Origin of the sequence: Sneathiella sp. P13V-1 (genome assembly GCF_015143595.1) — a bacterium.
Taxonomy (GTDB): Bacteria; Pseudomonadota; Alphaproteobacteria; order Sneathiellales; family Sneathiellaceae; genus Sneathiella.
Window position 1 is genome coordinate 1,071,522 of record NZ_WYEU01000001.1, and the last position, 25,922, is coordinate 1,097,443.

At 50.6% G+C, this 25,922-nt stretch carries 21 protein-coding genes; 8 read left to right on the forward strand and 13 right to left on the reverse strand.

Annotation, left to right across the window (positions count from 1 at the left end; genetic code table 11):
- Positions 1 to 104 precede the first annotated feature (104 nt).
- Positions 105 to 356: a hypothetical protein gene (locus tag GUA87_RS05205; protein ID WP_193715439.1), complete on the reverse strand. Its 252-nt coding sequence runs from the start codon at positions 354 to 356 to the stop codon at positions 105 to 107.
- A gap of 403 nt (positions 357 to 759) precedes the next feature.
- Between GUA87_RS05205 and GUA87_RS05210 the strand changes: the two genes are divergently transcribed.
- Together GUA87_RS05210 and GUA87_RS05215 are read left to right on the forward strand one after the other, a co-directional pair.
- On the forward strand, positions 760 to 5,595 hold the full coding sequence (locus GUA87_RS05210; RefSeq protein WP_193715440.1) for an NAD-glutamate dehydrogenase: 4,836 nt from the start codon (positions 760 to 762) through the stop codon (positions 5,593 to 5,595).
- Positions 5,596 to 5,658: 63 nt separating this feature from the next.
- Positions 5,659 to 6,996 carry an MFS transporter gene (locus tag GUA87_RS05215; protein WP_193715441.1) on the forward strand — a complete coding sequence of 446 codons (1,338 nt, stop codon included), beginning with the start codon at positions 5,659 to 5,661 and terminating at the stop codon, positions 6,994 to 6,996.
- Positions 6,997 to 7,024: 28 nt separating this feature from the next.
- Here GUA87_RS05215 and GUA87_RS05220 read toward each other — a convergent pair whose 3' ends face one another.
- On the reverse strand, positions 7,025 to 7,339 hold the full coding sequence (locus GUA87_RS05220) for a heavy metal-binding domain-containing protein (protein ID WP_193715442.1): 315 nt from the start codon (positions 7,337 to 7,339) through the stop codon (positions 7,025 to 7,027).
- 23 nt (positions 7,340 to 7,362) lie between these two features.
- Positions 7,363 to 8,958 carry a bifunctional phosphoribosylaminoimidazolecarboxamide formyltransferase/IMP cyclohydrolase gene (purH, locus tag GUA87_RS05225; RefSeq protein WP_193715443.1) on the reverse strand — a complete coding sequence of 532 codons (1,596 nt, stop codon included), beginning with the start codon at positions 8,956 to 8,958 and terminating at the stop codon, positions 7,363 to 7,365.
- Positions 8,959 to 9,213: 255 nt separating this feature from the next.
- Between purH and GUA87_RS05230 the strand changes: the two genes are divergently transcribed.
- On the forward strand, positions 9,214 to 10,524 hold the full coding sequence (locus GUA87_RS05230) for a nucleotide sugar dehydrogenase (protein WP_193715444.1): 1,311 nt from the start codon (positions 9,214 to 9,216) through the stop codon (positions 10,522 to 10,524).
- Here the strand turns inward: GUA87_RS05230 and GUA87_RS18170 are convergent.
- Genes GUA87_RS18170 through rsmB form a run of 3 tightly spaced genes read right to left on the reverse strand, consistent with a single transcriptional unit; the run spans position 10,521 to position 14,201 of the window.
- Entirely contained in the window at positions 10,521 to 12,176 is a 1,656-nt protein-coding gene (locus GUA87_RS18170) for a heparinase II/III domain-containing protein (protein ID WP_193715445.1), read from the reverse strand. The two genes, GUA87_RS05230 and GUA87_RS18170, sit on opposite strands and share 4 nt — an antisense overlap.
- Before the next feature lie 8 nt (positions 12,177 to 12,184).
- A complete protein-coding gene (rpe, locus tag GUA87_RS05240) occupies positions 12,185 to 12,847 on the reverse strand; it encodes a ribulose-phosphate 3-epimerase (RefSeq protein WP_193715446.1) in 663 nt (220 codons plus the stop codon).
- Positions 12,848 to 12,902: 55 nt separating this feature from the next.
- Positions 12,903 to 14,201 (reverse strand): 16S rRNA (cytosine(967)-C(5))-methyltransferase RsmB, encoded by a 1,299-nt coding sequence (gene rsmB / locus GUA87_RS05245; protein WP_193715447.1) that lies wholly within the window; start codon positions 14,199 to 14,201, stop codon positions 12,903 to 12,905.
- A 39-nt stretch (positions 14,202 to 14,240) separates the two neighbouring features.
- Here rsmB and GUA87_RS05250 point away from each other — a divergent pair, with 39 nt between their 5' ends.
- Positions 14,241 to 14,480 (forward strand): DUF1674 domain-containing protein, encoded by a 240-nt coding sequence (locus GUA87_RS05250; RefSeq protein ID WP_321575873.1) that lies wholly within the window; start codon positions 14,241 to 14,243, stop codon positions 14,478 to 14,480.
- Between the two features lie 3 nt (positions 14,481 to 14,483).
- On the opposite strand, the gene GUA87_RS05255 is transcribed toward GUA87_RS05250, so the two are convergent.
- The 4 genes from GUA87_RS05255 to GUA87_RS05270 are packed head-to-tail and all read right to left on the reverse strand — an operon-like array spanning position 14,484 to position 17,174.
- Positions 14,484 to 15,407: a DMT family transporter gene (locus tag GUA87_RS05255; protein ID WP_193715448.1), complete on the reverse strand. Its 924-nt coding sequence runs from the start codon at positions 15,405 to 15,407 to the stop codon at positions 14,484 to 14,486.
- A gap of 45 nt (positions 15,408 to 15,452) precedes the next feature.
- Positions 15,453 to 15,866, reverse strand: a complete 414-nt coding sequence (locus GUA87_RS05260; protein WP_193715449.1) for an EVE domain-containing protein — start codon at positions 15,864 to 15,866, stop codon at positions 15,453 to 15,455.
- A 3-nt stretch (positions 15,867 to 15,869) separates the two neighbouring features.
- Positions 15,870 to 16,157, reverse strand: coding sequence for a YciI family protein (locus tag GUA87_RS05265; protein WP_193715827.1), 288 nt, complete (start codon positions 16,155 to 16,157; stop codon positions 15,870 to 15,872).
- 15 nt (positions 16,158 to 16,172) lie between these two features.
- Positions 16,173 to 17,174: an NAD(P)H-dependent glycerol-3-phosphate dehydrogenase gene (locus GUA87_RS05270; RefSeq protein ID WP_193715450.1), complete on the reverse strand. Its 1,002-nt coding sequence runs from the start codon at positions 17,172 to 17,174 to the stop codon at positions 16,173 to 16,175.
- A 140-nt stretch (positions 17,175 to 17,314) separates the two neighbouring features.
- On the opposite strand from GUA87_RS05270, the gene GUA87_RS05275 reads away from it, so the two are divergent.
- The gene (locus tag GUA87_RS05275; protein ID WP_193715451.1) at positions 17,315 to 17,941 is read left to right on the forward strand and encodes a TetR/AcrR family transcriptional regulator; all 627 of its coding nucleotides are present in this window, start codon (positions 17,315 to 17,317) and stop codon (positions 17,939 to 17,941) included.
- Positions 17,942 to 18,109: 168 nt separating this feature from the next.
- On the opposite strand, the gene rpiA is transcribed toward GUA87_RS05275, so the two are convergent.
- Both rpiA and tsaD read right to left on the reverse strand, forming a co-directional pair.
- Entirely contained in the window at positions 18,110 to 18,790 is a 681-nt protein-coding gene (gene rpiA, locus GUA87_RS05280; RefSeq protein ID WP_193715452.1) for a ribose-5-phosphate isomerase RpiA, read from the reverse strand.
- A gap of 16 nt (positions 18,791 to 18,806) precedes the next feature.
- Positions 18,807 to 19,862, reverse strand: a complete 1,056-nt coding sequence (tsaD, locus tag GUA87_RS05285; protein ID WP_193715453.1) for a tRNA (adenosine(37)-N6)-threonylcarbamoyltransferase complex transferase subunit TsaD — start codon at positions 19,860 to 19,862, stop codon at positions 18,807 to 18,809.
- Positions 19,863 to 19,927: 65 nt separating this feature from the next.
- Here tsaD and hemC point away from each other — a divergent pair, with 65 nt between their 5' ends.
- From hemC to GUA87_RS05300, 3 genes are read left to right on the forward strand one after another with little or no spacing between them, the layout of a single operon-like run.
- Positions 19,928 to 20,869, forward strand: coding sequence for a hydroxymethylbilane synthase (hemC, locus tag GUA87_RS05290; protein ID WP_193715454.1), 942 nt, complete (start codon positions 19,928 to 19,930; stop codon positions 20,867 to 20,869).
- A gap of 28 nt (positions 20,870 to 20,897) precedes the next feature.
- Positions 20,898 to 23,018 carry a uroporphyrinogen-III synthase gene (locus tag GUA87_RS05295; RefSeq protein ID WP_193715455.1) on the forward strand — a complete coding sequence of 707 codons (2,121 nt, stop codon included), beginning with the start codon at positions 20,898 to 20,900 and terminating at the stop codon, positions 23,016 to 23,018.
- A gap of 8 nt (positions 23,019 to 23,026) precedes the next feature.
- Positions 23,027 to 24,385, forward strand: a complete 1,359-nt coding sequence (locus GUA87_RS05300; RefSeq protein ID WP_193715456.1) for a heme biosynthesis protein HemY — start codon at positions 23,027 to 23,029, stop codon at positions 24,383 to 24,385.
- Between the two features lie 53 nt (positions 24,386 to 24,438).
- Here the strand turns inward: GUA87_RS05300 and trpB are convergent, their stop codons facing one another.
- Positions 24,439 to 25,644 (reverse strand): tryptophan synthase subunit beta, encoded by a 1,206-nt coding sequence (trpB, locus tag GUA87_RS05305; RefSeq protein ID WP_193715457.1) that lies wholly within the window; start codon positions 25,642 to 25,644, stop codon positions 24,439 to 24,441.
- Positions 25,645 to 25,922 lie beyond the last annotated feature (278 nt).

The window sequence follows — 25,922 nt, forward strand, 5'->3', positions numbered from 1 at the left end:
ATGTCTGGTTCCCTGTAACACTTCTAATGCAAATATTACGCTAACGTAATTCGATTGTCTTAAAGTTTGGTGAATACGCGACTGCCCAAACCGACAGGACCGGATCAGTTTTTAACAATATTAGAGTCTTTGGTTACAGAGACAAGCGCTGTTTGTAAAAACACTTTAACAGCCTCTTCAGAGGGTGGAATATCCAGTTCGGATGAGGCAGAAAGCAATTTACCTGCAAGCTGTAGAACCTTGTCCGGGCTAAGGCTTACCGTCTTCCTTCGTTCCGGATCAGCCTCGTCAAATAAAGACAAGTATACTGAATGGCTTTCCTGACTTGAGGTTACTTTGATGCCTGTTCTGCTCATTTTCTAGCTACCTTAACTGTAAGCGTTTGTCAGAGCTTTAGTCTAACTGTGTAAAAAGCATGTTAAAATAGCGGGAAAGAAAAAACTTCTCATCAACACCAAACGTTTGTTTTCTAAATTATTGATTTTATGTCAAATTTTTATGTTGAACTGAAAAGTTCAGGGGCATAAAGATGGTTGAGAAGGGGCTGTGCAACTATTCGCGGTTTTGTGATCTTTACGCGTCAATATTCAATGTCATTTTTGTGAAGAATACTGTCTGTTTATTTACCTCATTACTATTGAATTTGACCCTGATCGCAATTCATATAGGGATTGAAAAGAATACGTTAACCATCTTCTGACTAGTATTTTAGATAAATCAGATGCATTGGGCTGCAAAACGGAATAGGGACATCCAAATATGGCACTTACGGCAATTGAACTCAAAAACGAACGGATCGCGGAAATACTGGAAATGATTTCCGGTCGTTTTGACAAGAAACAGGCCGCCGATCTGAGCCTCTTTGTCGAAAAGCTGTACGAGAGGGTGGCGGCAGATGACATTTTGTCGATACAGTCTGAAAACCTCTATGGTTCAGCCCTGTCTCTATATAAATTCGCCGGTGAAAGAGAACCGAACACTGTAAAAATCCGGACGTTCAGCCCAACTCTGGAGGAGCATGGATGGAAAACGTCTCATACGGTTATTGAAATCGTCAATGACGACATGCCGTTTCTGGTCGACAGTGTCACTGCGGCACTAACCCAAAGGGGACTGAATGTCCATGTCTTGATTCATCCGGTTCTGTGCGTGAAACGTGACAAAAAAGGTAGTCATATCAGTTTCGAAAAAACAGAAAATGGCGGAAAACAGACCGGCCTTCCTGAATCCATCATGCATATCGAAGTGGATGAGCAATCATCCCCAGATGATATGAAGGAGATTGAAGCCACTCTATATGAAGTGCTGGATGATGTTCGGGCTGCTGTTGAAGATTGGAAATCTGTCTTGGCGCAGGTCGATAAAATCACCAAGTCTTTGAAACCGGGATCAATGCCGCTTGAAGATGCCGAAGTGGAAGAAGGCAAGGCATTGCTGGAATGGATGGCGGATAACCATTTCACCTTTTTGGGTTTTCGAGAATATAAATTTAAAGTCGAAGACAAAAACAATACAGAGAACTGGGAACCGGTTCCGGGATCAGGTCTTGGCATTCTTCGAAATCCTGAACGGCGCATTATGTCTGGGAAAGTAGAAGTTTCCCCAGAAGTAAGCGAGTTTTTACACCGGCCTGAGCTGATTATTGTCACCAAGGCGAACGCTAGATCCACAGTTCATCGTCCGGTGCAGTTGGATTATGTCGGAGTTAAAAAGTTTAACAAAAAAGGTGAGGTTGTTGGGGAATATCGCTTTACTGGCCTGTTCACATCAGCGGCCTACAACCGCATTCCCCGCGATATTCCTTACCTGCGCCGTAAAGTTCAACAGACCCTTGAAAAATCCGGGTTTGCAAAGAGCAGCCATGACGAAAAGGCGTTGGCCCATATTCTGGAAACATATCCACGGGACGAACTTTTCCAGATTTCTATTGATGAACTATACGATATTTCCTGCCGGATTCTTGAATTGCAGGAACGCCCGCGTATAGCGGCATTCCTGCGCCGTGACAGGTTTGAAAGATTTGTGTCCGCGTTGGTGTATGTGCCGCGCGAGAGATACAACACAGAGATCAGACAGAGCTTTGCAGCAATTCTGGCGGAAATGCACAGCGGTGAAATCTCGGCCCATTATTCCCAAGTTGGTGATGATGTTTTGGCACGTATTCACTTCATTATTAGTCTCAATCCGGGCCAGACTCCCGATGTTGACGAGGATGTCCTTGAGCAGCGCCTAGTTGCGGCAGCGCGTGAGTGGTCTGATGATCTGAATGACGCCTTGCTGGAGCGTTGGGGAGAAGTGGAAGCCCTTCGCCTGAAAGCCAAATATGGGGACGCATTCCCGGTTGGATACCGGGCTCGTTTCAACGCTAACCTCGCCCTTCGTGATATTGAGAAACTGGAAGAGGTTTCCGCTTCAGGTGAGGTAGGCCTCAATCTCTATCGTTGGGTCGAAGACCCAGACAACCGGGTTCGGTTCAAAATTTATAACCTCAATGATCCAATGCCACTTTCTGACTGCTTGCCCATGATTGAAAATATGGGTTTGAAAGTGCTTTCCGAAAATCCGTATTTCGCGAAAGGCGAAAATTTGGAGAACGGTATCTGGATTCATGATTTTGAACTGGAAGAGCCGGACGGTCACGCGCTTGATCTGCATCTTTTGAAAATCAAGTTCGAAGAGACATTTTTGCGGGTCTGGCAGGGAACGACCGAAAGCGACATGTTCAACCGGTTGGTTCTTCGGTGTAACCTGAGCTGGTCATCTGTTGCGGTTCTTCGCGCTTACGCAAAATATCTGCGTCAGGCCGGTGTGACGTTCTCGCAAAGCTATATGGCGAGAACCCTCTATGATAACTCGGCTATCAGTAATCTGCTTGTTGATCTGTTCCATGTGAGATTTGACCCCGATTATAAAGGGAAGCGTAACGCGGATATCGAAATGCTGCGGCAGAAAATTCAGGAAGAACTGGAGCAGGTGGACAGCCTCGACGATGACCGTATCCTGCGCCGTTATCTTAACCTGATTGAGCACACACTTCGAACTAACTTCTTCCAGGAAGGCGCGGGCGAGGCGGATAAGCCCTACTTCTCCTTCAAGTTGGACAGTCAGAATATTACCGACTTGCCGTTGCCGCGCCCCTACCGCGAGATTTTTGTTTACAGCCCACGGGTGGAAGGCGTTCACCTTCGTGGTGGCTCTGTGGCCCGTGGTGGCCTGCGCTGGTCTGACCGCCGGGAAGATTTCCGGACGGAAATACTGGGCTTAATGAAAGCCCAAATGGTGAAAAACACGGTAATTGTTCCTGTGGGATCTAAAGGCGGGTTTTATCCCAAGAACCTGCCTGTTGGAGGTAGCCGTGAGGAAATTCAGGCGGAAGGCATTGCCTGTTACAAGATCTTTATCTCTGGTCTGCTGGATGTAACAGATAATCTGGTAGGGGGGCACGTAGTGGCACCATCGCGTGTCATTCGCCATGATGATGACGATCCCTATCTGGTTGTGGCGGCAGATAAAGGTACTGCGACTTTCTCTGATATCGCCAATGAAGTGGCAATTTCATATGGTTTCTGGCTAGGAGATGCGTTTGCATCTGGCGGTGCCGCAGGTTATGACCACAAGAAAATGGCCATTACCGCGCGCGGTGCTTGGGAATCTGTGAAGCGCCATTTCCGTGAGCTAGGTAAAAACATTCAGGAAGAAGATTTCACCGTTGCTGGTATCGGCGATATGTCCGGTGATGTTTTCGGAAATGGAATGCTGTTGTCGCGCCATATCAAACTTGTGGCGGCTTTTGATCACCGTAATATCTTTATTGACCCTACCCCCGATGCGGAACAAAGCTTTAAGGAGCGAGAGCGGATGTTCGCGCTGCCGCGTTCGTCCTGGGAAGATTATGATGCAAAGCTGATTTCCAAAGGTGGTGGCGTTTTTGACCGAAAAGCAAAATCCATCACATTGACGCCAGAGATTATGGAACTTTTGGATGTCAAAGAAAAGGCAATGACGCCAAACGACCTGATTTCAGCAATTTTGAAGGCCAATGTTGATCTTCTTTGGTTTGGTGGTATTGGCACCTATGTGAAATCGAAACAGGAAAGTAACGCCGAAGTTGGTGATCGTGCCAATGACGCCATCCGTATCACCGGTAATGAAGTCCGTGCAAAAGTTATTGGCGAAGGCGGTAACTTGGGGGTCACGCAGTTTGGACGTATTGAATATGCACTAAGCGGCGGCAAGCTCAACACAGATGCCATTGATAACTCTGCCGGTGTGGATTGTTCGGACCATGAGGTCAATATCAAGATCCTCCTTCGGGCTGTCCTTGATGATGGTGAAATGACCGATAAACAGCGCGATCGCCTTCTGTCTGATATGACGGATGACGTTGCCGAGCATGTTTTGAAAGATAACTATCTTCAAACTCAGGCTCTCACCACTGCAGAGCGTCAAAGTATTGCAAACTTTGAAGAACAAGTTCGCTTTATGAAAGAGTTGGAAAAGCAGGGTCGCCTTGATCGGGTCGTTGAAAACCTTCCTGATGAAGAAGTGCTAGCCGATCGCCGGTCAAGTGATCAGGGGCTCACACGCCCAGAGACCAGTGTTCTTCTGGCATATGCGAAGATGACTCTATATTCAGATGTTCTGGATACAGAACTTCCGGATGATCCGTTTTTTGTCTCTTGGCTGGAAGACTATTTCCCGCCTCAACTTCGCAAGAAATACAAGAAATACATTGCAAGCCATCGCCTGCGCCGGGAAATCATCACAACCATTGCCATTAACAGCTTGGTCAACCGTGCGGGTCTCACCTTTGTAATGCAGATGGTGGAAGAGTTGGGGGTTGGCGTCGATGATGTGGTTCGTGCCTATGTTCTGGTCGCCGAAGTCTTCAACTTGCAGCAAATCTGGGGTGACATCGAGGCGCTGGATAATGTGGTCGATAGTCAGGTTCAGGGGCGCATGATTGATGCGACGCAGATGCTGCTTCGCCGGGCGACCCTTTGGTGCCTGCGTCATTTGAGCTTCCCAATTGCCATTTCAGACAACTTGAAGGAACTGGCCCCAGCGATGAAAGAACTGGAGACGGAACTTGAAGGTCTGTTGAGCCCTGAAGGGTGCCAGGCCTTCCGCGATCGGGTTCAGTATTTTGTTGGCATGAAAGTGCCTGAACCTCTGGCACGCCGCGTGGCCTCTCTGGCGCCGCTTCGCTCCTCTTTGGATGTTGTGCAAGTGGGTCGTAACTCCAAGCGTGACATCCCAGAAGTGGGTGAGGTTTATTACGCTGTGGGGGCAGGGCTTAATCTTGATTGGCTTCGGTTTGCAGCTGAGGGTATTGAGCCAGAAAACCACTGGGAGCGTCTGGCCGTTACAGCCATTATTGATGATCTCTATGGCCAGCAACGGGCGCTGACAAATACAGTATTTTCTTTTGCAGGAGATCATAAAGGCATTGCAGCTTTTGAGCACTGGCAGGATGAAAACAAAAACCCTGTGCGCCGCTGCAAAGAACTGATCGAAGAGTTCAAGGCTGCGGGCAGTGTGGATGTTTCCAAACTGGCATTTGCAAACCGCCAGTTCCGCTCCATGATCAGCTAAACGCAATATTCACTTCTCCTTTCTCCGCTTCTGGGTCAATATATCCGGAAGCGGGAGGGGCTTATGGGACACATACAAGAAGCGTCACGCCTTGGCAAATTTTCCTGGGCGATGTTTGATTGGGCGAACCAGCCCTATTTCACAGTTATTACCACTTTTATTTTCGCGCCTTACTTTACATCTACGGTGGTGGGTGACCCGGTAGAGGGGCAGGCCTATTGGGCCTACACACAAGCCATTGCCGGGGTGATGATTGCGCTGTTGAGCCCTGTGCTGGGATCCATTGCAGATGCGGGTGGTCCAAGAAAACCTTGGATTTTTGCCTTTGTCATCATCTGTGCGATCAGCAGCATGTCCCTTTGGGCGGCAGTTCCGGCACAGGAGACCGGCCTTATCTGGATATTGGTGGCGATTATTGCAGGCACCATCGCCGTGGAATTTTCCCTTGTGTTCAACAACGCCATGCTGCCAAGCCTGACCACAAGAGAACGGATGGGAACGTTAAGCGGATTTGGGTGGGGGCTTGGTTATCTGGGTGGTCTGGTCGCCCTGTTTATTGTCCTTCTAGGATTTTCATTTCCAGAAGTCACCTGGTTTGATCTGGATAAAACAGCCCATGAGCATGACCGGATGACAGGACCCTTGGCGGGCTTCTGGTTTATTCTGTTTGTCCTGCCGATGATGTTTTTTACCCCGGATTCAAAACCGTCAGGTCTTGGTAAATCAGAATCGATCAAACACGGGATTGGATCTTTAATCCAGACGCTGAAGACCCTCAAAGACTATAAGAATGTGGTGTTCTTCCTCATCGCCCGCATGTTCTACAATGACGGTATTCTGGCGCTTATTGGCTTTTCTGGTATCTATGCGGCAGGTCTTTTTGGCTGGACGACAACAACCCTTGGCATCTTCGGCATTCTCATTAACGTCTTCGCAATCGCCGGATCCTTTATCGGCGGTTGGCTGGACGACAAGATGGGATCCAAGCCAACCATTGTGATCTCCGTCCTAGGTCTTGCTTTTGCCTCCATGGGGGTTCTTTCCATTGGAAATGGTGAAGTTCTCTTTGGCATACCGGCGGCGATGCCCGTTGAAGGGGGCGCCATGCTTTCAAGCCCCGCTGAGATTGTCTTTATGTGCTTTGCTTTTGTGATGGGTATTTTCTTTGGACCAGCCCAAGCCGCCAGCCGTACTTTGGTGGCAAGATTGTCGCCACCTGAAAAAATGACAGAATTTTTTGGTCTGTTTGCACTGTCTGGAAAAGCAACAGCCTTTGTTGCCCCCGCGTTGATCGGGGTGGTGACTTCCATAACAGGCCAGCAGCGTCCGGCAATGATGGTGATTTTGGTATTGTTGCTTATCGGGGCAGCATTAATGAGTTTCGTGCGCGAGGAACGCTAGGAAAAAGGGCGGCACTGCCGCCCTTTTATTACTCGACCGTAACAGCTGTGCCTGTAGCAACAACCATCAGCATGCTCTCACCCATCACTTCCGTATCCAGATTGATACCAACAACTGCATTGGCACCAAGCTCAGCGGCTTCTTCCATCAAGTCTTCAAGAGCAAGGCTGCGAGCTTTGCGAAGCTCTTTCTGGTAGGCACCACTACGGCCGCCCACGACGTCAGTGACGCGCGCGAAGAAATCTCGAACGAAGTTGGCACCCATAACCGCATCACCGGCGACGATGCCGTGATATTGTGTGATGCGTTTTCCTTCAACAGATCCTGTTGTCGATGTGATCATATCTGATCTCTCCCTTTGGAAAATTAATGACGGAAATGTCTCATACCGGTCATGACCATGGCAAGACCTGCTTCGTCAGCAGCGGCAATAACTTCATCATCGCGCATGGAACCACCTGGCTGGATCACAGCGGTAGCCCCAGCTTCAGCGGCTGCAAGCAATCCGTCTGCAAATGGGAAGAATGCGTCAGAAGCAACTACAGACCCTTTGGCCCAGGCTTCTGTCTCGCCGGCGTTCTGTGCCGCTTCCAAAGACTTGGAGGCTGCAATTTTAGAACTGTCTACACGGCTCATCTGACCGGCGCCAACACCCACGGTGGCCCCATCACGCACATAAACGATCGCATTGGATTTCACATGCTTGGCAACGGTAAAGGCAAATTTCAGATCTGCCATTTCCTGCTCGGACGGGGCGCGTTTTGTGACCACTTTAAGTTCTGGTGACGTGAGTGCATTGTCGCGTCCCTGCACCAGATAACCACCAGCCAGTGACTTGATCAGGCGACCGCCAACTTTTGGATCAGGCAAGCCACCTGTGAGCAGCAGGCGAAGGTTTTTCTTGGCGGCAATCAGTGCCTTTGCTTCGTCACTTGCATTCGGGGCGATAATCACCTCGGTAAAGATCTTGGTGATTTCTTCGGCGGTTGCTGCATCCAGTGTCTGGTTGAGGGCAATGATACCGCCAAAGGCTGATGTTGTGTCACAGGCAAAGGCGCTGCGGTAAGCATCTGCCAATGTAGCGCCGGTTGCCACACCGCATGGGTTCGCATGTTTGATAATGGCGCAGGCAGGACCTGAGATTTCCGGATCAAATTCCGCGACCAATTCAAAGGCTGCATCGGTGTCGTTGTAATTATTGTAAGAAAGTTCTTTCCCTTGCACCTGTATTGCTGTTGCAATGCCAACGCGGTTTTCAGAATTGGCGTAGAAGGCTGCACTTTGGTGCGGATTTTCGCCGTAACGCAAAGTCTGCTGCAAGGTGCCTGCCATGACAAGGCGTTCTGGGAAGTCATGATCCAGCTGCTCAGCGTACCAATTGGAAATAGCAGCATCGTAAGCGCCTGTCCGGGCGTAAGCTTTGGCGGCAAGTGATTTACGAAGCTCAATACTTGTCTTCCCGCCATGTTCTTTCAACTCGGCGATCACTTTTTCATAGTCGATGGCGTCGGTGACAACGTTCACAAAGCCGTAGTTTTTCGCGGCAGATCGGATCATGGCTGGGCCGCCAATATCAATATTTTCGATGCAGGTGTGGAAATCAGCACCTTTAGCAACGGTCTCTTCAAACGGGTAAAGGTTCACGACCACCAGATCAATAGCACCGATATTATGTTCTTCCATCGCGCCCACATGATCCTTGTTGTCGCGAAGAGCAAGAATGCCGCCGTGGATCATTGGGTGAAGGGTTTTTACTCGTCCATCCATCATTTCAGGGAATTTTGTGTGGTCAGCAACTTCAGTGACTGGAACACCGGCATCTGCCAGCATTTTGGCGCTGCCGCCGGTGGAGAGAATCTCGACACCGAGGTTGGCAAGAGCCTGGCCAAATTCAACAAGGCCTGTTTTGTCAGAAACAGAGATGAGAGCGCGGGAAATAGGTTGTAAGTCAGTGGCAGACATGGGCTACGATCCGATCATTTTGGGAAAACTGCACATGGCGGGCGCTATAGCATGATGAAAGGCGTTTCGTAACCACTTTTCCGCCCTTTTTTCCGTTTATTGCAGAGATTATTCGAAGACGTGGGATATATGCATGTTTTTGTGAAATAACTGACTTTTTGGTCAAAAATTTAGGGGTGGATTTTCCGTTCGTTGACAAAGGTACGGGATTAGTTCTACCTAGGCACTTCACAAGAGATAACGCTTGGAAATCTAATGACAGCAACAGCACCTACCGCACTTGGACAGGATCAGGAAATCAGCCGGGACGCCCTTATTTCGGTTGTGGGTTTAGGATATGTCGGCTTGCCTTTGGCTGTTGCGTTGTCACGTCAGTTCAATGTCATCGGGTTCGATATTAGCGAAGATCGCGTATCTGAGCTTCTTTCCGGTCATGATCGGACAATGGAAATCGACCCGCCGGTGCTGCGCGCAAGCACCATGGATTACACAACGGATATCGCAAAAACGGCGGATGCGGATATCCATATCGTTACTGTGCCGACTCCTGTGGATGAAGGCAACAAACCGGACCTTAAACCCCTTGAAGCCGCCTGTAAGGCCATTGCCCCAATCTTGAAGAAGGGGGCAATCGTTGTTGTTGAAAGCACCGTGTATCCGGGGGTGACCGAAGATTTCTGCGGCCCGTTGCTGGAAGAAGGTTCTGGCCTTAAATGCGGGGAAGAGTTCTATTTGGGATATTCGCCCGAGCGGATTAACCCGGGTGATAAAGTTCATACCGTGGATAAAATCATCAAGGTTGTCGCGGGTCAGACTGACGATGTCGCTGATATTCTGGAAGTGATGTATGGCGCGGCCACAACGGGGGGAACGTTTCGGGCGCGGAACATTAAGACCGCCGAAGCCGCCAAGGTTATTGAGAACGCACAGCGGGATATCAACATCGCCTTCATTAACGAAGCGACCATGATTTTCCAGAAACTTGGATTATCTGCCTATGACGTTCTGGAAACCGCTGGCACAAAGTGGAATTTCCTGAATTTCACACCGGGCCTTGTCGGGGGGCACTGCATTGGTATTGATCCCTTTTATCTGGCCCACCGCGCCAGTGAAGTGGGGCATGATCCAGATCTGATCTTAACAGGGCGCCGGATCAACGAATCTATGGCGGGCTTTATCGCTGAAAGTGTGGGCAGCCGCATTCCAGAAGGGTCTCGTGTCCTTGTTTTAGGGCTCACCTTCAAAGAGAATGTTCCAGACCTTCGTAATACCAAGGTGACGGAGATTGTCTCTGGTCTGACGGAGCTGGGGCATAGCGTGGATGTGCATGATCCATTGGCTGATAAAGCAGAGGCGCAACAGTTCTTTGATATTGATCTCGAAGAGAATCTCAAAAATCTGAACGGTTATGATGCCGTCGTGGGTGCTGTGGCCCATGATGTATACCGTGAACTCTCAGATGCCGCTCTTGAAGGGATCATTAAAGAAGGTGGCCTCATCGCCGATATCAAAGGGATCTGGAGAGACCGTGAGCTTTCTGCAGCCACCAAACGCTGGCAGCTTTAATCCGTTTCTTTTGTGCCCATTTGGTGGAACGCCCATTTGACGCTTAACTCATCCGTGCCATGGATTTGGCCACGAAGGACAATTTGCTGGCTTTTGCGGCTCTCCCCCGGTTGGCTGCAATAGATACTTTCCTCCAGTGTCAGTTCTGAAAGGCTCGAGATAAATTGCCAGCCCGTCCCTTCTGGGGTCATCATGAGCAATTGCCTGCCACTCATGGCGCGGGAAAGACTGAGATCAGGATGTAGATGGAAACGCAACGTGAATTGGTGGCTTTTGTTGCTATTTCCCAGCACGCTAACCATATCCTCGCCGCGGAGACTTGTGCCATGGCTATCCAGATAAAGACGGCGTGTATGGCCCAGATTTGCTGATTTCTCGTAACCGTGATTGACAAAATCGAGCCAGATATTTCCCCCATCCTCAAGAACAGTGATGTCCGGATCCTCGGTATTTTCCGCAATTTTGGGTGCGGGAAAATCAGCATTAAGTTCTTCATAGGACAAGGTTGAATGGGCCGCTGTCGCCCCTAATGCTTTTGCCCAGGGGGATTTCGTATCCGGGTGGGATCCGCAATTGACAACGATACGGTCACGACCATGGCTAAATTCAAAAGCACCAGCGCCGTGATATTTAGCCCCTTGAGGCCGACCACCTTGCCCCGTTTCCATGATAATAGTGGCGCGCCCCGTCCGAAGACGCTCAAACCCGCCTTTGGGAAGATGGAGGGGTGGACGGCCCATGGCTTCGCTTAAAGCCAGTATCTGATCAGGCATTCCGTCTTCTTCCGCCATACCGCCGTTAAACAGTGCCAGTTTACCATCGCCGTGCTGAAAGAAACGCACCGCTGGGGCAAGCCTGTCTATGGCGCGGATCAGGGCCTCAGGGATGGTTTTGTCTTGTTTTCGAAATGATTCGCGTAAATTCACGAGATCCAACAATGTGGCCATATGCTGGCTTGGGTTGCGTGAGATGTGGCATCCATCGGCGAGAATGGTTTTGTCCAACTCTTCCAACAAATTGTTTTTGAATTTGGCCGCGTCGCCTTGACTGTCCTTAAAACAGGCAGAGCCCACATAGAGCGCCAGATAGAACAGAAACTTGTCTTCTTTTTTGGCGAAATACTTCACATAACGCTTTAGATGCTGAAGCTGGCGGCGGATGGAGCGGATAAATTTGTAATTGAAGTCGCCATCATTACTGGTGAGCAGAAAATCACTTTGCTGCATCCAGTTGAGGAGCCTTCGCGAGAGAATATCCCCGTCCCAGATATGAGGGTGATAGTCATCAAAGCGCTGGATCCAGTTGGTGACGAGGGCGCGGGCATGGCGTTTGGCGCTGTCACTGCCATTGGCGGCGAAGTCTTTCATCCAGCCAAATTTGTGAAGTTCCAGATGCCAGTAAAGCGGCATCTTTTTGGCAAGCCATGGCTCTTCCCCGCCAAGGCGCGCATCTAGTCCTTCCAGCAGATAATTTCCGTGAAAAAGGTGATCAGCCTTTTCGGCATCGCCTGCGATCACATCAACAGGGCAAAAAAGCAGTCGTTTGGGGATCCGGCCTTTCAGCGTTCCCCGGTAAAGGGAAGATGAAAAAAACAGGTCCGCTGCCGAGCGTCTCGCCGGCAGAATATCAAACTGTGACTGCTTTGTTGCCACTCATCCCCCTAACGGCCCAATATTGCGTCAATATTTGCCGCGTATTGATCTTGTTCCCCTTTAAAGGCGGCAGATCCTGCGACCAAAAGGTCCGCACCCGCTTCGATAACGAGAGGTGCCGTTTCTGCGGTAATGCCGCCGTCCACTTCCAGATAGATATCCCGCCCTGTCGCATCAATCATTTCACGAAGGGTACGGATCTTGTCAAGTTGTGATGGGATAAATTTCTGTCCCCCGAAGCCCGGGTTCACACTCATCACCAGAATAAGATCCACTACGTCCATCACATGTTCCAATGTGCTGGCAGGTGTCGCCGGGTTAAGGGACACGCCAGCCTTGATACCATGAGACTTAATCAGCTGCAGGGTCCGATGCAGATGAGGCCCTGCTTCCTGATGCACGGTGATAATATCAGCCCCCGCATCCACAAACTCAGCGATGTAGGGATCCACCGGAGAGATCATCAGATGAACATCAAAAGGCTTTTCCGTAACTTTACGGATTGATTTGGTTACCGAAGGCCCAAAACTGATGTTTGGAACAAAATGACCATCCATAATGTCCACGTGAATGAAATCAGCGCCGGCTTTATCAATGGCGGCTACTTCCTCACCCAGTTTGGAAAAATCGGCGGCAAGGATAGAAGGTGATATCTGGACAGGTTTTTTCATGATCTTCCTCTACCACGGCGCGGCACTTTTCTCAAGCCACGCCAATGGGTTAAACTCAACTTGATTTAATCAATCTGGCGGCAAAAAAGCCGTCCATTCCACGTTCTTTCGGGTTTTCAGCTTTTCCGTAGTGACAGGGCAGGGCTCTTAAATACCCTTCTTCGCTAATCACTTCTTCGAGACCTTCAAATTCTTCCGATTTTGCGGGGAGAAGAGAAAATTCAGGGTGGCGCGCCAAAAAGGCGGCGATCTGACCTTCCCCTTCTTCAGGCTGCAAAGAACAGGTGCTGTAAACCAATGTACCGCCGGGTGCCAACTGACCTGCCGCCGCATCCAGAAGCCGCGCTTGAAGGCCCGCCAGTTTTTCCACATCTTTTTGAGTTTTCAGCCAAGCCACATCTGGGTGACGGCGAATGGTTCCGGTGCTGGAACATGGGGCATCCAGCAAAATGGCATCAAATGGATTGGCGGGGACAAAACCAGTGGCGTCCGCGGCTTTAACCTCCACATTTAGCCCAAGGCGTTCCATATTTTCGGTCAGGCGTTTGAGGCGCGCCGCAGACCGATCGAGGGCAGTAACATTGCCGCCTTTCAAGGCAAGTTGTATCGTCTTGCCACCGGGCGCCGCACAAACATCCAGAACGCGTTTGCCGGTAAGATCGCCAAATAGTTTGGCAGGCAGGCTGGCCGCATAATCCTGAACCCACCACTCACCTTCATCAAAGCCTTCCAGTTCCGGGACGCTTTTTGCATCAATAAGCCGTAGATGCTCTGTTGGTAGAAGTACCGCGTCCAATTTAAGCGCCCAAGCTGTCGCTTCGCTTTTTACATTGATGTCGAGAGGGGCTTCAAACTGGTGCGCTTTGGCAATGGCGCTCGCATTCTCTTTGCCATAAGCGTTGATCCAGCTTTGCCACAGCCAGTCTGGCGTGTTGGCCCGTTTGGTATTCATACGGGCAAGAAGTTTGTCACCCTGACGATCCGCGCGGCGAAGAAGTGCGTTTACAAGGCCGCGAAACTTGCTGTTGGCCGGGATCAATTCAACTGTATCGTGGACCGCAGCATGGTTTGCGACTTCCATAAACAGAACCTGCGCCAAGCCGATACGTAAAGCGTTACGAACATTCATTGCGGCTTTTGGCAGGGGACGTTCAAGCATTCTGTCAATCAGGGTATCAAGAATACCCAGATGCCGAAGTGTCGTAGATGTAATGGCCCGGGCAAGAGCGCGGTCACGGGGTTCCAGGCTTTTCAGGCCTTCATCCAGAACATCTTCCAGAAGCTGCTTTTTCTCCAATACGCGTGAGAGCATCATGGAGGCGCGTTTGCGCGGATTTGGTACAGTTGTATTCATCGAGGCTATGTAGGCTAAAAACCAGTTCGGGTCTATAGCGTGGTTGCGACAAACGTGATAGATAGGCAGAAATTATCTGAACGTACAGGTATCAAGATGTCCAAACCCGAAGATAAACAGCCAGAAGACAAAGCGCAGAGCAAAGTTTCTGAGGATGAAAAAAAGACAAATCCCGCCCATAAGCTGGAGCAGGCCGAAGGTGAAATTGGCGGCCCAAGTGGTCTTGAGCCAACTCGCTATGGCGACTGGGAGCGAAAAGGGATTATCAGCGATTTCTGAGGCTTAGCTGGCACCCGCTTTCTTGCCGCGTTCCGCCAGCCAGATGCCACCCAGAACAAGAACAAGTGCTGCGCCGTGGTAGATCTCAAAATCTTCTGACAAGAACAGAACGGCCAGTATGGCGGCAAAAATCGGTACCAGATTGATAAAAATCCCTGCCCGGCCCGGCCCGATCAATGTCACACCATTGATGAACAGAAGCTGCGCAAGAAAAGAGGGCAGGATCGCGATGGCGAGAATCAGTGCCCAGCCTGTGGGTGTCGGCATCTGAGCCTGACCAGAATAAATCTCGTAGGCGAGAAGCGGCAGGCATGTCAAAAAGGCGGCAAAAGCCAGAACCGCAAAGAAGGAAAGGGCGGACACATCCGGCTTAAAGCGCAGAGCGATCGTATAGACGCCGTAAACCAACGCTGCGATTAGTATTAGGATATCGCCGTCATTGAATGAGAGCGATAGAAGCGTATCCAGGCTGCCCGCGGATGTCACAACCGCCACACCAATCAATGTCACCGCCACACCCAGCATCTGTGAAATGGTGACCGGGGTACGAAACAGAATAAACGACCCAAGCAGCACAATGACGGGCATGGCCCCTTGAATAATGCCGATGTTGAGGGCGGTTGTTGAATGGGCTGCGATATAGAACATCGCGTTAAAGCCGGTGAAGCCGGTCGCCCCCATGATCATGAAATACCCAAGGCGTGGTTTCAATTTTGGCCAATCCCGCTTTACATTTTTCCGGGCGATCACGAAAACCATGCTGATCACAACGGCCCAGCGAAGGGTGACAAGTGTCAGCGGAGACACTTCTCCCACGGCAAGTCGGCTAAACACAGCATTGCAGCCCCAAAACAACATTGTGCAGGTCAGGAACAGATAGGCATGGCCATTGGTGCCAAGGCCTGGAATTGTAATGCGGTTACTCATATTGATCGCCTGCGACAGCTAAGGGGCGGGACGGGCGGGGTCGGGTTAAAGGCCACCCATTTCGCAAATCAGCTCCCATGATGCAGGATCAATAGGAACCACGGAGAGGCGACTTTGCCTCAGAAGCGCAAGATTGCCAAGTTTTTCTTCGGCCTTGATCTGGGCAAGGCTTACCGGGGAGGGCATGGTTTGAACGGCTTTCACATCCACCATACCAAACCGGCCCTTTTCATCAGTGTGATCAGGATAGTATTCGCGGATCACTTCAACGATACCGACAATGCTTTTCTCTTTTACTGAATGATAGAAGAAGCAGCGATCCCCCTTTTTCATGGCTTTCATGTTATTGGACGCTTGATAATTGCGCACACCATCCCAGTGGGTGCCGCCTTCCCCAGCATCAAGCTGATCCTGCCAGGACCAGCTTGAAGGTTCAGATTTTATCAGCCAATACTGCATTTCTTAGAAACCTGCGCCGAGGACTTTCTTCCAAGGACGTACCTGTACGTCTGAGAAAAGACCGGCCTTGGCATATGGATCGCCAGCAATCCAGTCACGAGCAGATGCCAGATCTTCCGCTTCGAAAATAATCAGGCTTCCACCGGGTGTTTCCCCGTCATCTTTCAGTGTTGGGCCCGCGTAAACAATTTCATCGCCTTTTGCGCCGAGGAAATCCAGATGGGCAGGGCGGTTGTCCATACGTACATTGAGATGATCGTCTTTGTCAGTGCAGAAGGCAGCAAACAGCATTTTCATTCCTTAAATCTAAAAGCCCGCAAGAGATTCGTCCCGGATAGGGCGGGCAAGTAAGTCTTCAACAATGGATGGGACGGAAGCGCCCGTGTTGAGCAGTTTATCAACCGCTTCGCAAATTGGCATCTCAATTTTATGTTGGTGGGCCAATGCACACAAAGCCGCAGCCGTATGAACCCCTTCGGTAACGGCCACACGGTTTTTAAGGATATCATCCAGTGATTGCCCCTGACCCAAGGCTTCCCCGAGCGAAAAATTCCGTGACGCGCTGGAAGAGCAAGTGAGCACAAGGTCTCCAAATCCTGAAAGCCCCATTAAAGTCTCGGCGCGTGCGCCAAGCTTAACCCCAAGGCGCAAGATTTCTGCCATGCCGCGGGTAATAAGGGCAGCGCGGGCGTTTTCTCCAAGATTAGCCCCCGCAACGACACCACAGGCAATGGCGAGGACATTTTTAACCGCGCCGCCAAGTTGGGCACCCATAATGTCATCCGTGTAATAGGGTCTGAAGGAGGTACTGCTTAGAGACTTCGCCAATCGTTCCCCAAGTTTCTTTGAGGACGCCGCAAGTGTCGTGGCTGCGGGCAGTCCTTTGGCAATTTCATGGGCGAAGTTGGGACCGGATAGGATGGCGAAAGGCTGTTCTGGCAGACACTCGCTCACCACTTCGCTCATTAATTTGCCGGATGATTTTTCAATCCCCTTGGCGCAAATAACAACGGCTGTGGTAGGATTAAGCTTATCTTTTATCAGTTCCAGATTAGATCTTAAGTGCTGCGCAGGGACAACATTAAGAAGAATATCTGTGTTCAGAACGTCAGATAAATCTGTTGTTGCCGTAACCGTGTCAGGGATTTTTATACCGGATAGGTATTTCGTATTTTCATGGGCAGCATTTATGTCGGATGCCTGTTTTTCATCACGGCAATGAAGAAGAACCTGCCGATTATTTTGCGCAGCAGCGATGGCAAGTGCGGTCCCCCATGCGCCTGCGCCAATAACATTTACTCTGTCCATATGATCCAATTCTCCGGCTGTTGCTGTTATCTAGCACGAGTAGCGCATCAGCGGAATGGAATTGAGAAAATTTGGACAATTATATATAACTAATATAACGAAAGATGGCGGATCAGTTTTACACGTGCAAGTGGGGCGCGATGACCAGAACCAAGAAACAACATCGGACGAGAATTTTACAGGCCGCACAAAAGCGGTTCTTAAATTTTGGCTATACCAAAACCACTACAGAAGATATCGCCTCAGATTGTCAGATCTCGCCCGCTCACTTGTATAATCATTTTAAAAATAAACTCGATCTCGCCATTGCCGTGGCGGAGCATGAAGAACAAGAGCTTCAACGTGAATTGAAGGCGCATTTGTCAAAAGAAGGGTACCCTGAAGAAAATCTAGAACGCTATTTTCGTGAAGAAATGATCCTTCGAAAAGCAAAAAGGCGGGACCATCCGGGATATCAGGCACTACTTGAGGTAATTGAGAAAAAGCGACCGGCCGCCATCGAAGGATTTCGCCATAGGTTATTGAAGGATATCAGCCTGTATCTGGACCGGGTTATTCAGCAAGGGGCTTTACAAAAAACAGACCCGTTCCGACTGGCAGAGATGTTTCATCTGGCAACTTACCCTTTTCGGTTTCAGGCCTTTTTTCTGGATCGATCAGAAGAGGAGCTTGAAAGGGATCTCAACGAGATAGTTGCGCTGGTTTATGCCGGTGCGCAAAAAAAAAGGACCCTCCGCCGGGAGAGCGGAGGGTCAGGTCTGAGCTAGAGAGGATAAGCAAGCTTATTCTCGAGAAGGAATGTAGCCGGGAGTTATTGCTATTGCAAGTCATTATTAACTGCAATTAGGAAGTTTTTTCACTTAAGAACAAAAAAGGGCAGAAAACTAACGTTTTCCACCCCAAAAAAATTTGAATTTTTTTATGCCTGATAAGGATTATTCAGCTTTTTCGAAAGATTTTACGCCTTCATCCGTGCCGATCAGAACCAAATCAGCCATATCTATAAAGAGCCCGTGTTCAACCACACCCGGCATCAGGCTGAGGGTCAAAGCGATGGCTTCGGGATCCTCGATCTTGCCAAAGGCACAATCGATGATCAGGTTGTTTTCGTCAGTTCGGAAAGGCTCATCCCCGTTCATACGAATGGCAGGTTCTGCGCCCAAGGCTTCCATTTTTGGCAAAAGCGCGCCGGAGGCAAAAGGGATCACTTCGACAGGCAGTTTAAAGGCGCCAAGTTGATCGACCATTTTCTTGTTTTCAGCGATGACAATCATTTTGTCAGACAGGGACGCCACAATTTTTTCCCGAAGGTGAGCACCGCCACCACCCTTGATAAGCCGCATTTGTGGGTCCACTTCGTCGGTACCGTCAATGGTAAGATCAATAACCGACACCTCATCCAGTCCAACCACCTTGATGCCAAGGCCGCGCGCTTGAGCTGCTGTAGCCTCGGAGGTTGGAACCGCAATGATATCAAGGCCGTCTTTGACGCGGGCGCCCACAAGATCGACCATTTTCGCAGCTGTGGATCCTGTCCCAAGACCAACAACCATACCGTCTTTGATATGCTCAACTGCGGCGGCGGCGGCCATTTGTTTCTGTTCGTCTTCAGTCATCTTTTTGTCCTTGATATCAGGCTTTGTAGCCCGCAAATGGGGCAGGTTCAGCATCCGGATCCAGTGGCCAGCGTGCTTTTGCGGCCAGATCCAGTGTGTCGGTTTCATTTCGTTTCAGGCGTTCCATGCCCGCCCAGGCAATCATGGCACCATTGTCGGTGCAAAGGGCAGGGGGCGGAACCACCAGTTCCAGTTTGTGCTTTTGCATCATGATATCCAGCTCTGCCCGCAGGTGCTTGTTCGCGGCGACACCGCCGGCGATCACCATGTTTTTGGCATCTGGATAGTCTGCTTTGTAGATTTTAAGGGCCTGTTTGACGCGCGATAGCAGCGCATCCACTGCGGCCACCTGAAAACTGGCCGCCAAATCGGCTTTGTCCTGATCCGTGACATCATCCCCCAGATCCGCGAGGGCCTGACGGACCGCAGTTTTAAGGCCTGAGAATGAAAAATCACAGCCGGGTTTGCCTTTCATAGGCCGCGGGAGTTTGAAACGGGTTCCATCACCGCTTGCAGCGGCTTTTTCAACGGCAGGACCACCCGGAAAACCAAGACCCATCATTTTCGCCGTTTTATCGAAGGCTTCCCCAACTGCATCATCAATGGTGGTGCCAAGGCGTCGATACTTACCAACCCCTTCCACCACAAGAATCTGAGAGTGCCCGCCGGAGACGAGAAGCAGCAAATACGGAAAGGCAATGCCGTCTGTCATCCGAACGGTGAGCGCATGGCCTTCAAGATGATTGACACCCACAAGAGGGATATCTGCCACCGCTGCGATGGATTTAGCCGTCATCAACCCAACGAGGACGCCGCCAATAAGGCCGGGACCTGCCGTTGCGGCGACACCATCCAGTTCATCAAAGCCGATACCGGCTTCTTTCATGGCCCTGTCCACAATCTGATCCATTTGTGTCACGTGGGCGCGTGCCGCAATTTCGGGAACAACACCGCCAAAAGGGGCATGTTCTTCAATTTGAGACAAGACAACATTTGACAAAATCCGGCCATCTGCCGTAACGACGGCAGCAGCGGTTTCATCGCAACTACTTTCAAGGCCGAGTACAATCATTGTGTTCTGTGTTAAAGCGGTGCAAATTGGCTAAGGCTGTATCACTGAATAGGGTATCCTGCAACATGACGACACACAAAAAGTACAGAATCGGAACACGGGGAAGTCCATTGGCGCTTGCACAGGCCTATGAAACTCGTGACAGGCTGGTAAAAGCATTTCCAGACCGCCTGAAAGAAGATGATCTGGAAATTGTGGTTATCAAGACCACGGGGGATCAGATTCAGGACCGCCCCTTAAGTGAAGCGGGCGGAAAAGGCCTTTTTGTGAAAGAGATCGAGCAGGCGCTGATCGATGGGGATATCGATTTTGCGGTTCATTCCATGAAGGATATGGAAACAACCCTGCCGGATGGTCTGGTTATTGATTGTATTCTGCCCCGGGAAGATGCGCGTGATGCCTTCATTTCCGCCTCAGGCAAAAGTCTTGAGGAATTGCCTGCGGGATCCATGGTGGGAACCGCTTCCCTTCGTCGTCAGGCACAGATTCTGAATAAACGACCAGATCTGAAGGTATGTATTTTCCGGGGGGCCGTCGCAACCCGTCTTCGTAAACTGGAAGAAGGGGAGGCCGATGCCACATTGCTGGCAATGGCAGGTCTTCGCCGTTTGGGCAAGGAAGACGTTGTCACCCAAAGCCTTGAGAAGAACGAAATGCTGCCAGCGGTGGCACAAGGGGCCATTGGCATTGAACGGCGCGCAGATGATGCGGATGTTGGTGAATTGCTAGCGGCCATCAATCACGTTGAAAGCCGTACCCGTGTGACAGCGGAGCGGGCCATGCTCGCTGAGCTTGATGGATCTTGCCGAACCCCGATCGCGGGTCACGCCATTTTGCAGGAAGATGGAAGCCTGTATTTGGAAGCCAGTCTTTTAAGTCCCGATGGAAAAGACCGTTTTGATGTTTCTGGAACCGCGGCCCCGGAAGACGCTGAAAAACTTGGGCAGAAGCTTGGCGCAGAGCTTCGCGATTTGGCTGGCCCGGATTTCGCCGCTTTTCAGATTTAGGATCATCATAGAATAACAGGGGCGGCATATGAAATTACTGATCACAAGACCCATGAGCGCGGCGCGGGAAATGAAATCTGCGTTGGAGACTATGGGACATGATGTGATTCTGTCGCCCTTGCTGGAAATTTCCTTTCGGAATACCGAACCGCTGGATATTGAGAAGGTTCAGGCATTAATAGTGACCAGCGCGAACGGCGTGAAAGGCCTGGTTCGCGCGACTGAAAATCGGTCAATTCCTGTTTATGCGGTCGGAGATAAAAGCGCCGCGGTGGCCAAACAATCTGGATTTGAGAAGATCTTCAGCGCCAATGGGGATGTGGATGATCTGGCCCGTTTGATAAAAGAGAGGTTGCCTGAAGATGGCGGAACCCTTGTTCATGCGGGGGGCGCACGCCTTGCCGGCGATCTTGGCGGCGATCTTCAAAAAGCGGGTTACAGCTATCGCCGGGAAATTCTTTATGATGCCCATGATGCGGAAGGACTGACCCCGGTAGCATTGTCAGAATTAAAAGCGGGTAAGCTGGACGGGGTGCTTGTTTTTTCACCTCATACTGCAAAAGTTTTGAAGCAGATCATTGATGCGGATAAACTGTATGATCATATTAGTAAATTGAGCATCTGGTGTTTGAGCCAGAATGTTGCAAATGCCTTGAGTGACCTGCAGGCTGGTCAGATATTTGTCGCGGAGCATCCGACAGAAAAAGACCTGCTGGCGTTAATTGAAAAAGCAGATCCCAAGGATAAGAACTCTGCCCAGACGGAGGGCGGGAAAGTTAGGGAGCATAAAGTGGCAGTACCACCAAGCGGAAAAGACACCGCAAAAGGCAATGCGAAGCCGGACGCGAAGGAAGCATCCAAACAGGCGGACGCTAAAAGCGCGCCCCCTAAAACACCTACGGGAAAAGTGGATGCCAAATCATCGGGCCCAACAACAGCTGCAGCCTCTTCCAAAACTGAAACAACAGCGGCAAAACCTGCGGCGAAAAAAGGATCAAACACAAAATGGGTCCTTGCTGGTGTTGGCGGCGCGTTTATCCTGGGTCTGGTTGCCTGGCCGCTGATCCTGCCAAAAGTCGCCCCTGTTCTGCCTGAAGGTACGCAAGCCATGTTGAAAGGCTACTGGCCTGAAAACCCTGCGATTAAAACACTGGAAGAGCGGCTTGCCGCGCTGGAGAGTTCAAAGACTACGGCACCCGTTCAGAATGTGGATCTGGGAGCCGTGAACGCGCAGATAGCAGCGCTTCAGAAAAGCCTGGACGAGAAAGTATCGCTCAACCGTGCTGATCTTGAAACCTTAAGTGGTCGCCTTGGTGAAATTGAAACGGCCAAGGCTGAGTTGGAAGCCAGCATTTCGAAATTGCAAAATGCAGCGCCGATTGCAGTGACCCCGACGGGAGATGAGGCTTCAGCCACCGAAGCATTGCAGGCAGCGCTCAATACCCGCCTTCAAGACCTTGGGGATAGCCTGTCAAAAGCACAGGCCGAAATTGCACGTCTTAGCGAACAGCAGGTCACCACAAAATCCGGACTGGATGATCAGCAAACTGAAATCTCGGCGTTGAGCGCGGCTGTGAAAGCCGCAGCAGAGACAAAACAGGTGGCGGATGCAAATGGCAACGAAAGTCTGATCCTTCTTGCCCTTGGTCAAATTCATCGGGAAAGCCGCGCGGATCAACCTTTTACCGGGGCGCTGCAACAAGCGATCGCGGTGGCACCGGAAGGCTTGCAAGCTGACTTTGCCAAGTTAAGTGATGTGTCCAAGTCTGGGGCACCAACCATCCGTCAGTTAGTGGATGAATTTGAGGCTGAGGCCAGCAATATAACGCAGGCCGCCCGCCTTCCAGATAGTGAAACATGGTATGGCAAAACCCTGCATAATCTGGCCAGCTTGGTGAAATTCCGCCGTGTCGGTGATACGGAAGGGGATGATGTGGATGCCATTGTGGCCCGCGCTGAAAAGGCGCTTCTGGGTGCCGACCTCACCGGAGCAATTGCGGCCCTTTCATCGCTGGAAGGGGCATCACGTGAGGCGGCCTCTGGCTGGATCGCAAATGCACAAAAGCGGGCCTTGCTGGATCAAACCCTTGATGAGCTGATTAAGAAAGTGTCTGCCAATGCGGCACTTGATAGTCAGGCATCTAACTAGGGGGCCACATGATTAGAGCAGTTTATCTTTTCGTTCTAATAGCCTTGCTGGCGTTTGCCGGTGTGTGGCTTGCAGAAAACCCTGGCGGCGTTTCCGTTCGTTGGGGCGGATATGTGGTGGAGACCAGTATGGTCTTTTTGGCCGCTGCCGCATTGATTGTGGCGCTGGTGCTGACGGTCCTGTTCCTCATCGTGCGCTGGGTAAGACAAAGTCCCGGAAAACTGGGGGCAGTATTCTTTGCCCGCCGTCGCAGTAAAGGCTACGAAGCCTTGTCCAACGGCATGGTCGCTATTGCCGCAGGAGACGCTGAAGAGGCCCGCAAAGCTGCGGTTCTAACTGAAAAGCATCTGAAAGGGGAGCCCCTTGCCCTTTTGATGGCCGCACAGGCTGCGGAACTGAATAACGACGATCGCGCGGCACAGATATACTATGACCGTATGACCGCCCGTCCAGATACGGAATTTCTGGGGCTGCGCGGACTTATCGCGCGTGCCAAAGCGGATGGTGACCTGACGAAGGCGTTGGAACATACGCGCCGGGCCGACCAACTGAAGCCTGGAACAGAATGGGTTCAGCGTGAAATGCTGGAACTCATACTGGAGAAGGGTGATTTTGAAGACGCAAGTGTCGTTGTCGGCAAGATGATGCGCAATAAAAAGCTTGCGAAATCAGATGCCCTGAAACATCTGAAAGCAGTGATCAGTTTTCTGCTGGCTGAAAAGGCGCAAAAAGAGGGTCATTTGGAAGCAGCCCTGCGACACGCCAATATGGCTTATCAGGCGGATAGCACATTTATCCCTGCCGGTGTGTTTTTGCTGAAACATATGGCGCCGGGCCGTGGCCGCGACAAAATTCTGTCCACGCTCTGGAAAGAGATGCCTCATCCGGAAGTTGCCGCTGCGGCGAAATCCTTGGTGCTTGCAGAAGATCCGAAAGACTGGCTTGCCCGTGCCAAGAAGTTCATGCAGATCAGCAACCCGGATCACCGGGAAACGAAAATGGCGCTGGCATCAGCTGCCTTGGCGGCACGGGAATATGGCGAAGCGCGCGAATATCTGAATGCCCTTGATAAAGACGGGGCCACAGTCGGCACCTATCGTTTGCTTGCTGAACTTGAAGAAGTGGCCAATGCGGATGCGGTTGCCGCCCGGAACTGGATCTTGAAAAGCACTGAAGCTGATCCCGATCCCGCGTGGGTTTGTGGGTCCTGCGGGTCCATTTCATCGAAATGGTCTGCCCGTTGTCCATCCTGTCATTCGTTTGATCGGTTTGAGTGGCGACAACTGAACCGTCACACGGAAGATCCGGATCTGATCGAAGCCGAAGTGGTGGAAGAGGTCCAAGCTCTCCCCGTCGAAGTAAAATAACAATAAAAAACCCCGCCGATGAAGCGGGGTTTTTCTTCCTGTTTTGGTGCGGTTTATTCGTCGCCGAAACCAAATGTTTCTGTGACATAATCAATGTCTTTGTCACCACGACCGGAGAGGTTGGCAAGGATTGTCTCGCCTGGGCGGTCCTTCGCCATTTTCATGGCATATGCGATGGCATGGGAGCTTTCCAGAGCTGGGATGATGCCCTCACGACGGCTCAAGGTGTAGAAAGCATCCAGTGTTTCCTTGTCTGTGACGGAGCCATACTGAACACGGCCGGAGCGGTGCAGGAAGGCGTGTTCTGGACCAATACCCGGATAATCAAGGCCACTGGCAATGGAGTGAACTGGGGCTGGCTCGCCTTCGTCATCAACCAAAGTAATGGTGCGGAAACCGTGGATGTCGCCATCGACACCAAAAGTGAGGGTCGCCGCGTGCTGACCCAGTTCTTCACCAGTACCCATGGGTTCAACACCGTGGATTTCCACATGCTCATCTTCGATAAAGCCGGAATAAAGACCCATCGCGTTTGAACCGCCGCCCACACAGGCCACAATGTGATCTGGAAGTTCGTCCGTCATTTCAAGGAACTGCTCGCGCGCTTCAAGGCCAACAACTTTCTGGAAGTCGCGGACCATTTTCGGGAATGGATGCGGCCCTACAACAGAACCGATCGCGTAGATGGCATCTTCAGTTTGACCAAGATACGCACCAAAGGCACTATCCACCGCCTCTTTCAGGGTTTTGGCACCCATGGTCACCGGCACAACTGTTGCACCTAGAAGACGCATACGAACCACATTTGGATGTTCTTTTGCGATGTCCACTTCGCCCATGTGAATTTCACATTCCATACCGAAGTAAGCCGCCGCCGTTGCCAGCGCCACACCATGCTGACCTGCGCCAGTTTCGGCGATCAGCTTCTTTTTACCCATATGTTTAGCAAGCAGTGCTTCCGCCATACAGTGATTGAGTTTATGGGCACCTGTGTGGTTCAGGTCTTCCCGCTTCACATAGATCTGCGCGCCGCCAATGTCTTCGGACAGGTTTTTCAGATGGGTAATGGGTGTTGGGCGACCCTGGAAATGTTTGCGGATATATTTCAGGTCATTGAGGTAATCTGCAGACTTGGAAAGGCGGTCATAAGCCTTGGCGATTTCTGCAAAATGCGGTTCTAATTCAGGTGGCAGGAAAGCCCCGCCATAATCCCCAAAATAGCCGTCACGATTTGGATAGGTTTTCAGATAGTTTTTCATTCGGTGCCCCCTAAAGAACGTCAACATATTTTGAGGGCATTATAGAAAAGCGTACCGAAATGAAAAGGGGAAGCTCAGAAAACTGCCCCTTAGAACGGGCAATCCTGAAAATTGATTAGGGCATTGATCTAAATCAATAAAATAAAAAATATATAAGATTGAAGTAATATGCAAAAGGACATAGTCTCCAGTCAATAATAACAAGAAACTAAAGTATGTGGGAAGTTCGATTATTGGAGACAGGAGGAAAGCCAGTGTCTGAGCAACTTTCTGAAGAG

Excerpts from the sequence above, each read along its gene's own strand:
- rsmB (WP_193715447.1), bottom strand. The coding sequence starts at position 14,201 with ATGAATACAACTGTACCAAATCCGCGCAAACGCGCCTCCATGATGCTC.
- purH (WP_193715443.1), bottom strand. The coding sequence starts at position 8,958 with ATGTCTGCCACTGACTTACAACCTATTTCCCGCGCTCTCATCTCTGTT.
- rpe (WP_193715446.1), bottom strand. The coding sequence starts at position 12,847 with ATGAAAAAACCTGTCCAGATATCACCTTCTATCCTTGCCGCCGATTTT.
- GUA87_RS05300 (WP_193715456.1), top strand. The coding sequence starts at position 23,027 with ATGATTAGAGCAGTTTATCTTTTCGTTCTAATAGCCTTGCTGGCGTTT.
- GUA87_RS05265 (WP_193715827.1), bottom strand. The coding sequence starts at position 16,157 with ATGCTGTTTGCTGCCTTCTGCACTGACAAAGACGATCATCTCAATGTA.
- GUA87_RS05205 (WP_193715439.1), bottom strand. The coding sequence starts at position 356 with ATGAGCAGAACAGGCATCAAAGTAACCTCAAGTCAGGAAAGCCATTCA.
- GUA87_RS05215 (WP_193715441.1), top strand. The coding sequence starts at position 5,659 with ATGGGACACATACAAGAAGCGTCACGCCTTGGCAAATTTTCCTGGGCG.
- GUA87_RS05220 (WP_193715442.1), bottom strand. The coding sequence starts at position 7,339 with ATGATCACATCGACAACAGGATCTGTTGAAGGAAAACGCATCACACAA.
- rpiA (WP_193715452.1), bottom strand. The coding sequence starts at position 18,790 with ATGACTGAAGACGAACAGAAACAAATGGCCGCCGCCGCCGCAGTTGAG.
- GUA87_RS05255 (WP_193715448.1), bottom strand. The coding sequence starts at position 15,407 with ATGAGTAACCGCATTACAATTCCAGGCCTTGGCACCAATGGCCATGCC.
- trpB (WP_193715457.1), bottom strand. The coding sequence starts at position 25,644 with ATGAAAAACTATCTGAAAACCTATCCAAATCGTGACGGCTATTTTGGG.
- hemC (WP_193715454.1), top strand. The coding sequence starts at position 19,928 with ATGACGACACACAAAAAGTACAGAATCGGAACACGGGGAAGTCCATTG.
- GUA87_RS05210 (WP_193715440.1), top strand. The coding sequence starts at position 760 with ATGGCACTTACGGCAATTGAACTCAAAAACGAACGGATCGCGGAAATA.
- GUA87_RS05275 (WP_193715451.1), top strand. The coding sequence starts at position 17,315 with ATGACCAGAACCAAGAAACAACATCGGACGAGAATTTTACAGGCCGCA.
- tsaD (WP_193715453.1), bottom strand. The coding sequence starts at position 19,862 with ATGATTGTACTCGGCCTTGAAAGTAGTTGCGATGAAACCGCTGCTGCC.
- GUA87_RS05260 (WP_193715449.1), bottom strand. The coding sequence starts at position 15,866 with ATGCAGTATTGGCTGATAAAATCTGAACCTTCAAGCTGGTCCTGGCAG.
- GUA87_RS05230 (WP_193715444.1), top strand. The coding sequence starts at position 9,214 with ATGACAGCAACAGCACCTACCGCACTTGGACAGGATCAGGAAATCAGC.
- GUA87_RS05270 (WP_193715450.1), bottom strand. The coding sequence starts at position 17,174 with ATGGACAGAGTAAATGTTATTGGCGCAGGCGCATGGGGGACCGCACTT.
- GUA87_RS05295 (WP_193715455.1), top strand. The coding sequence starts at position 20,898 with ATGAAATTACTGATCACAAGACCCATGAGCGCGGCGCGGGAAATGAAA.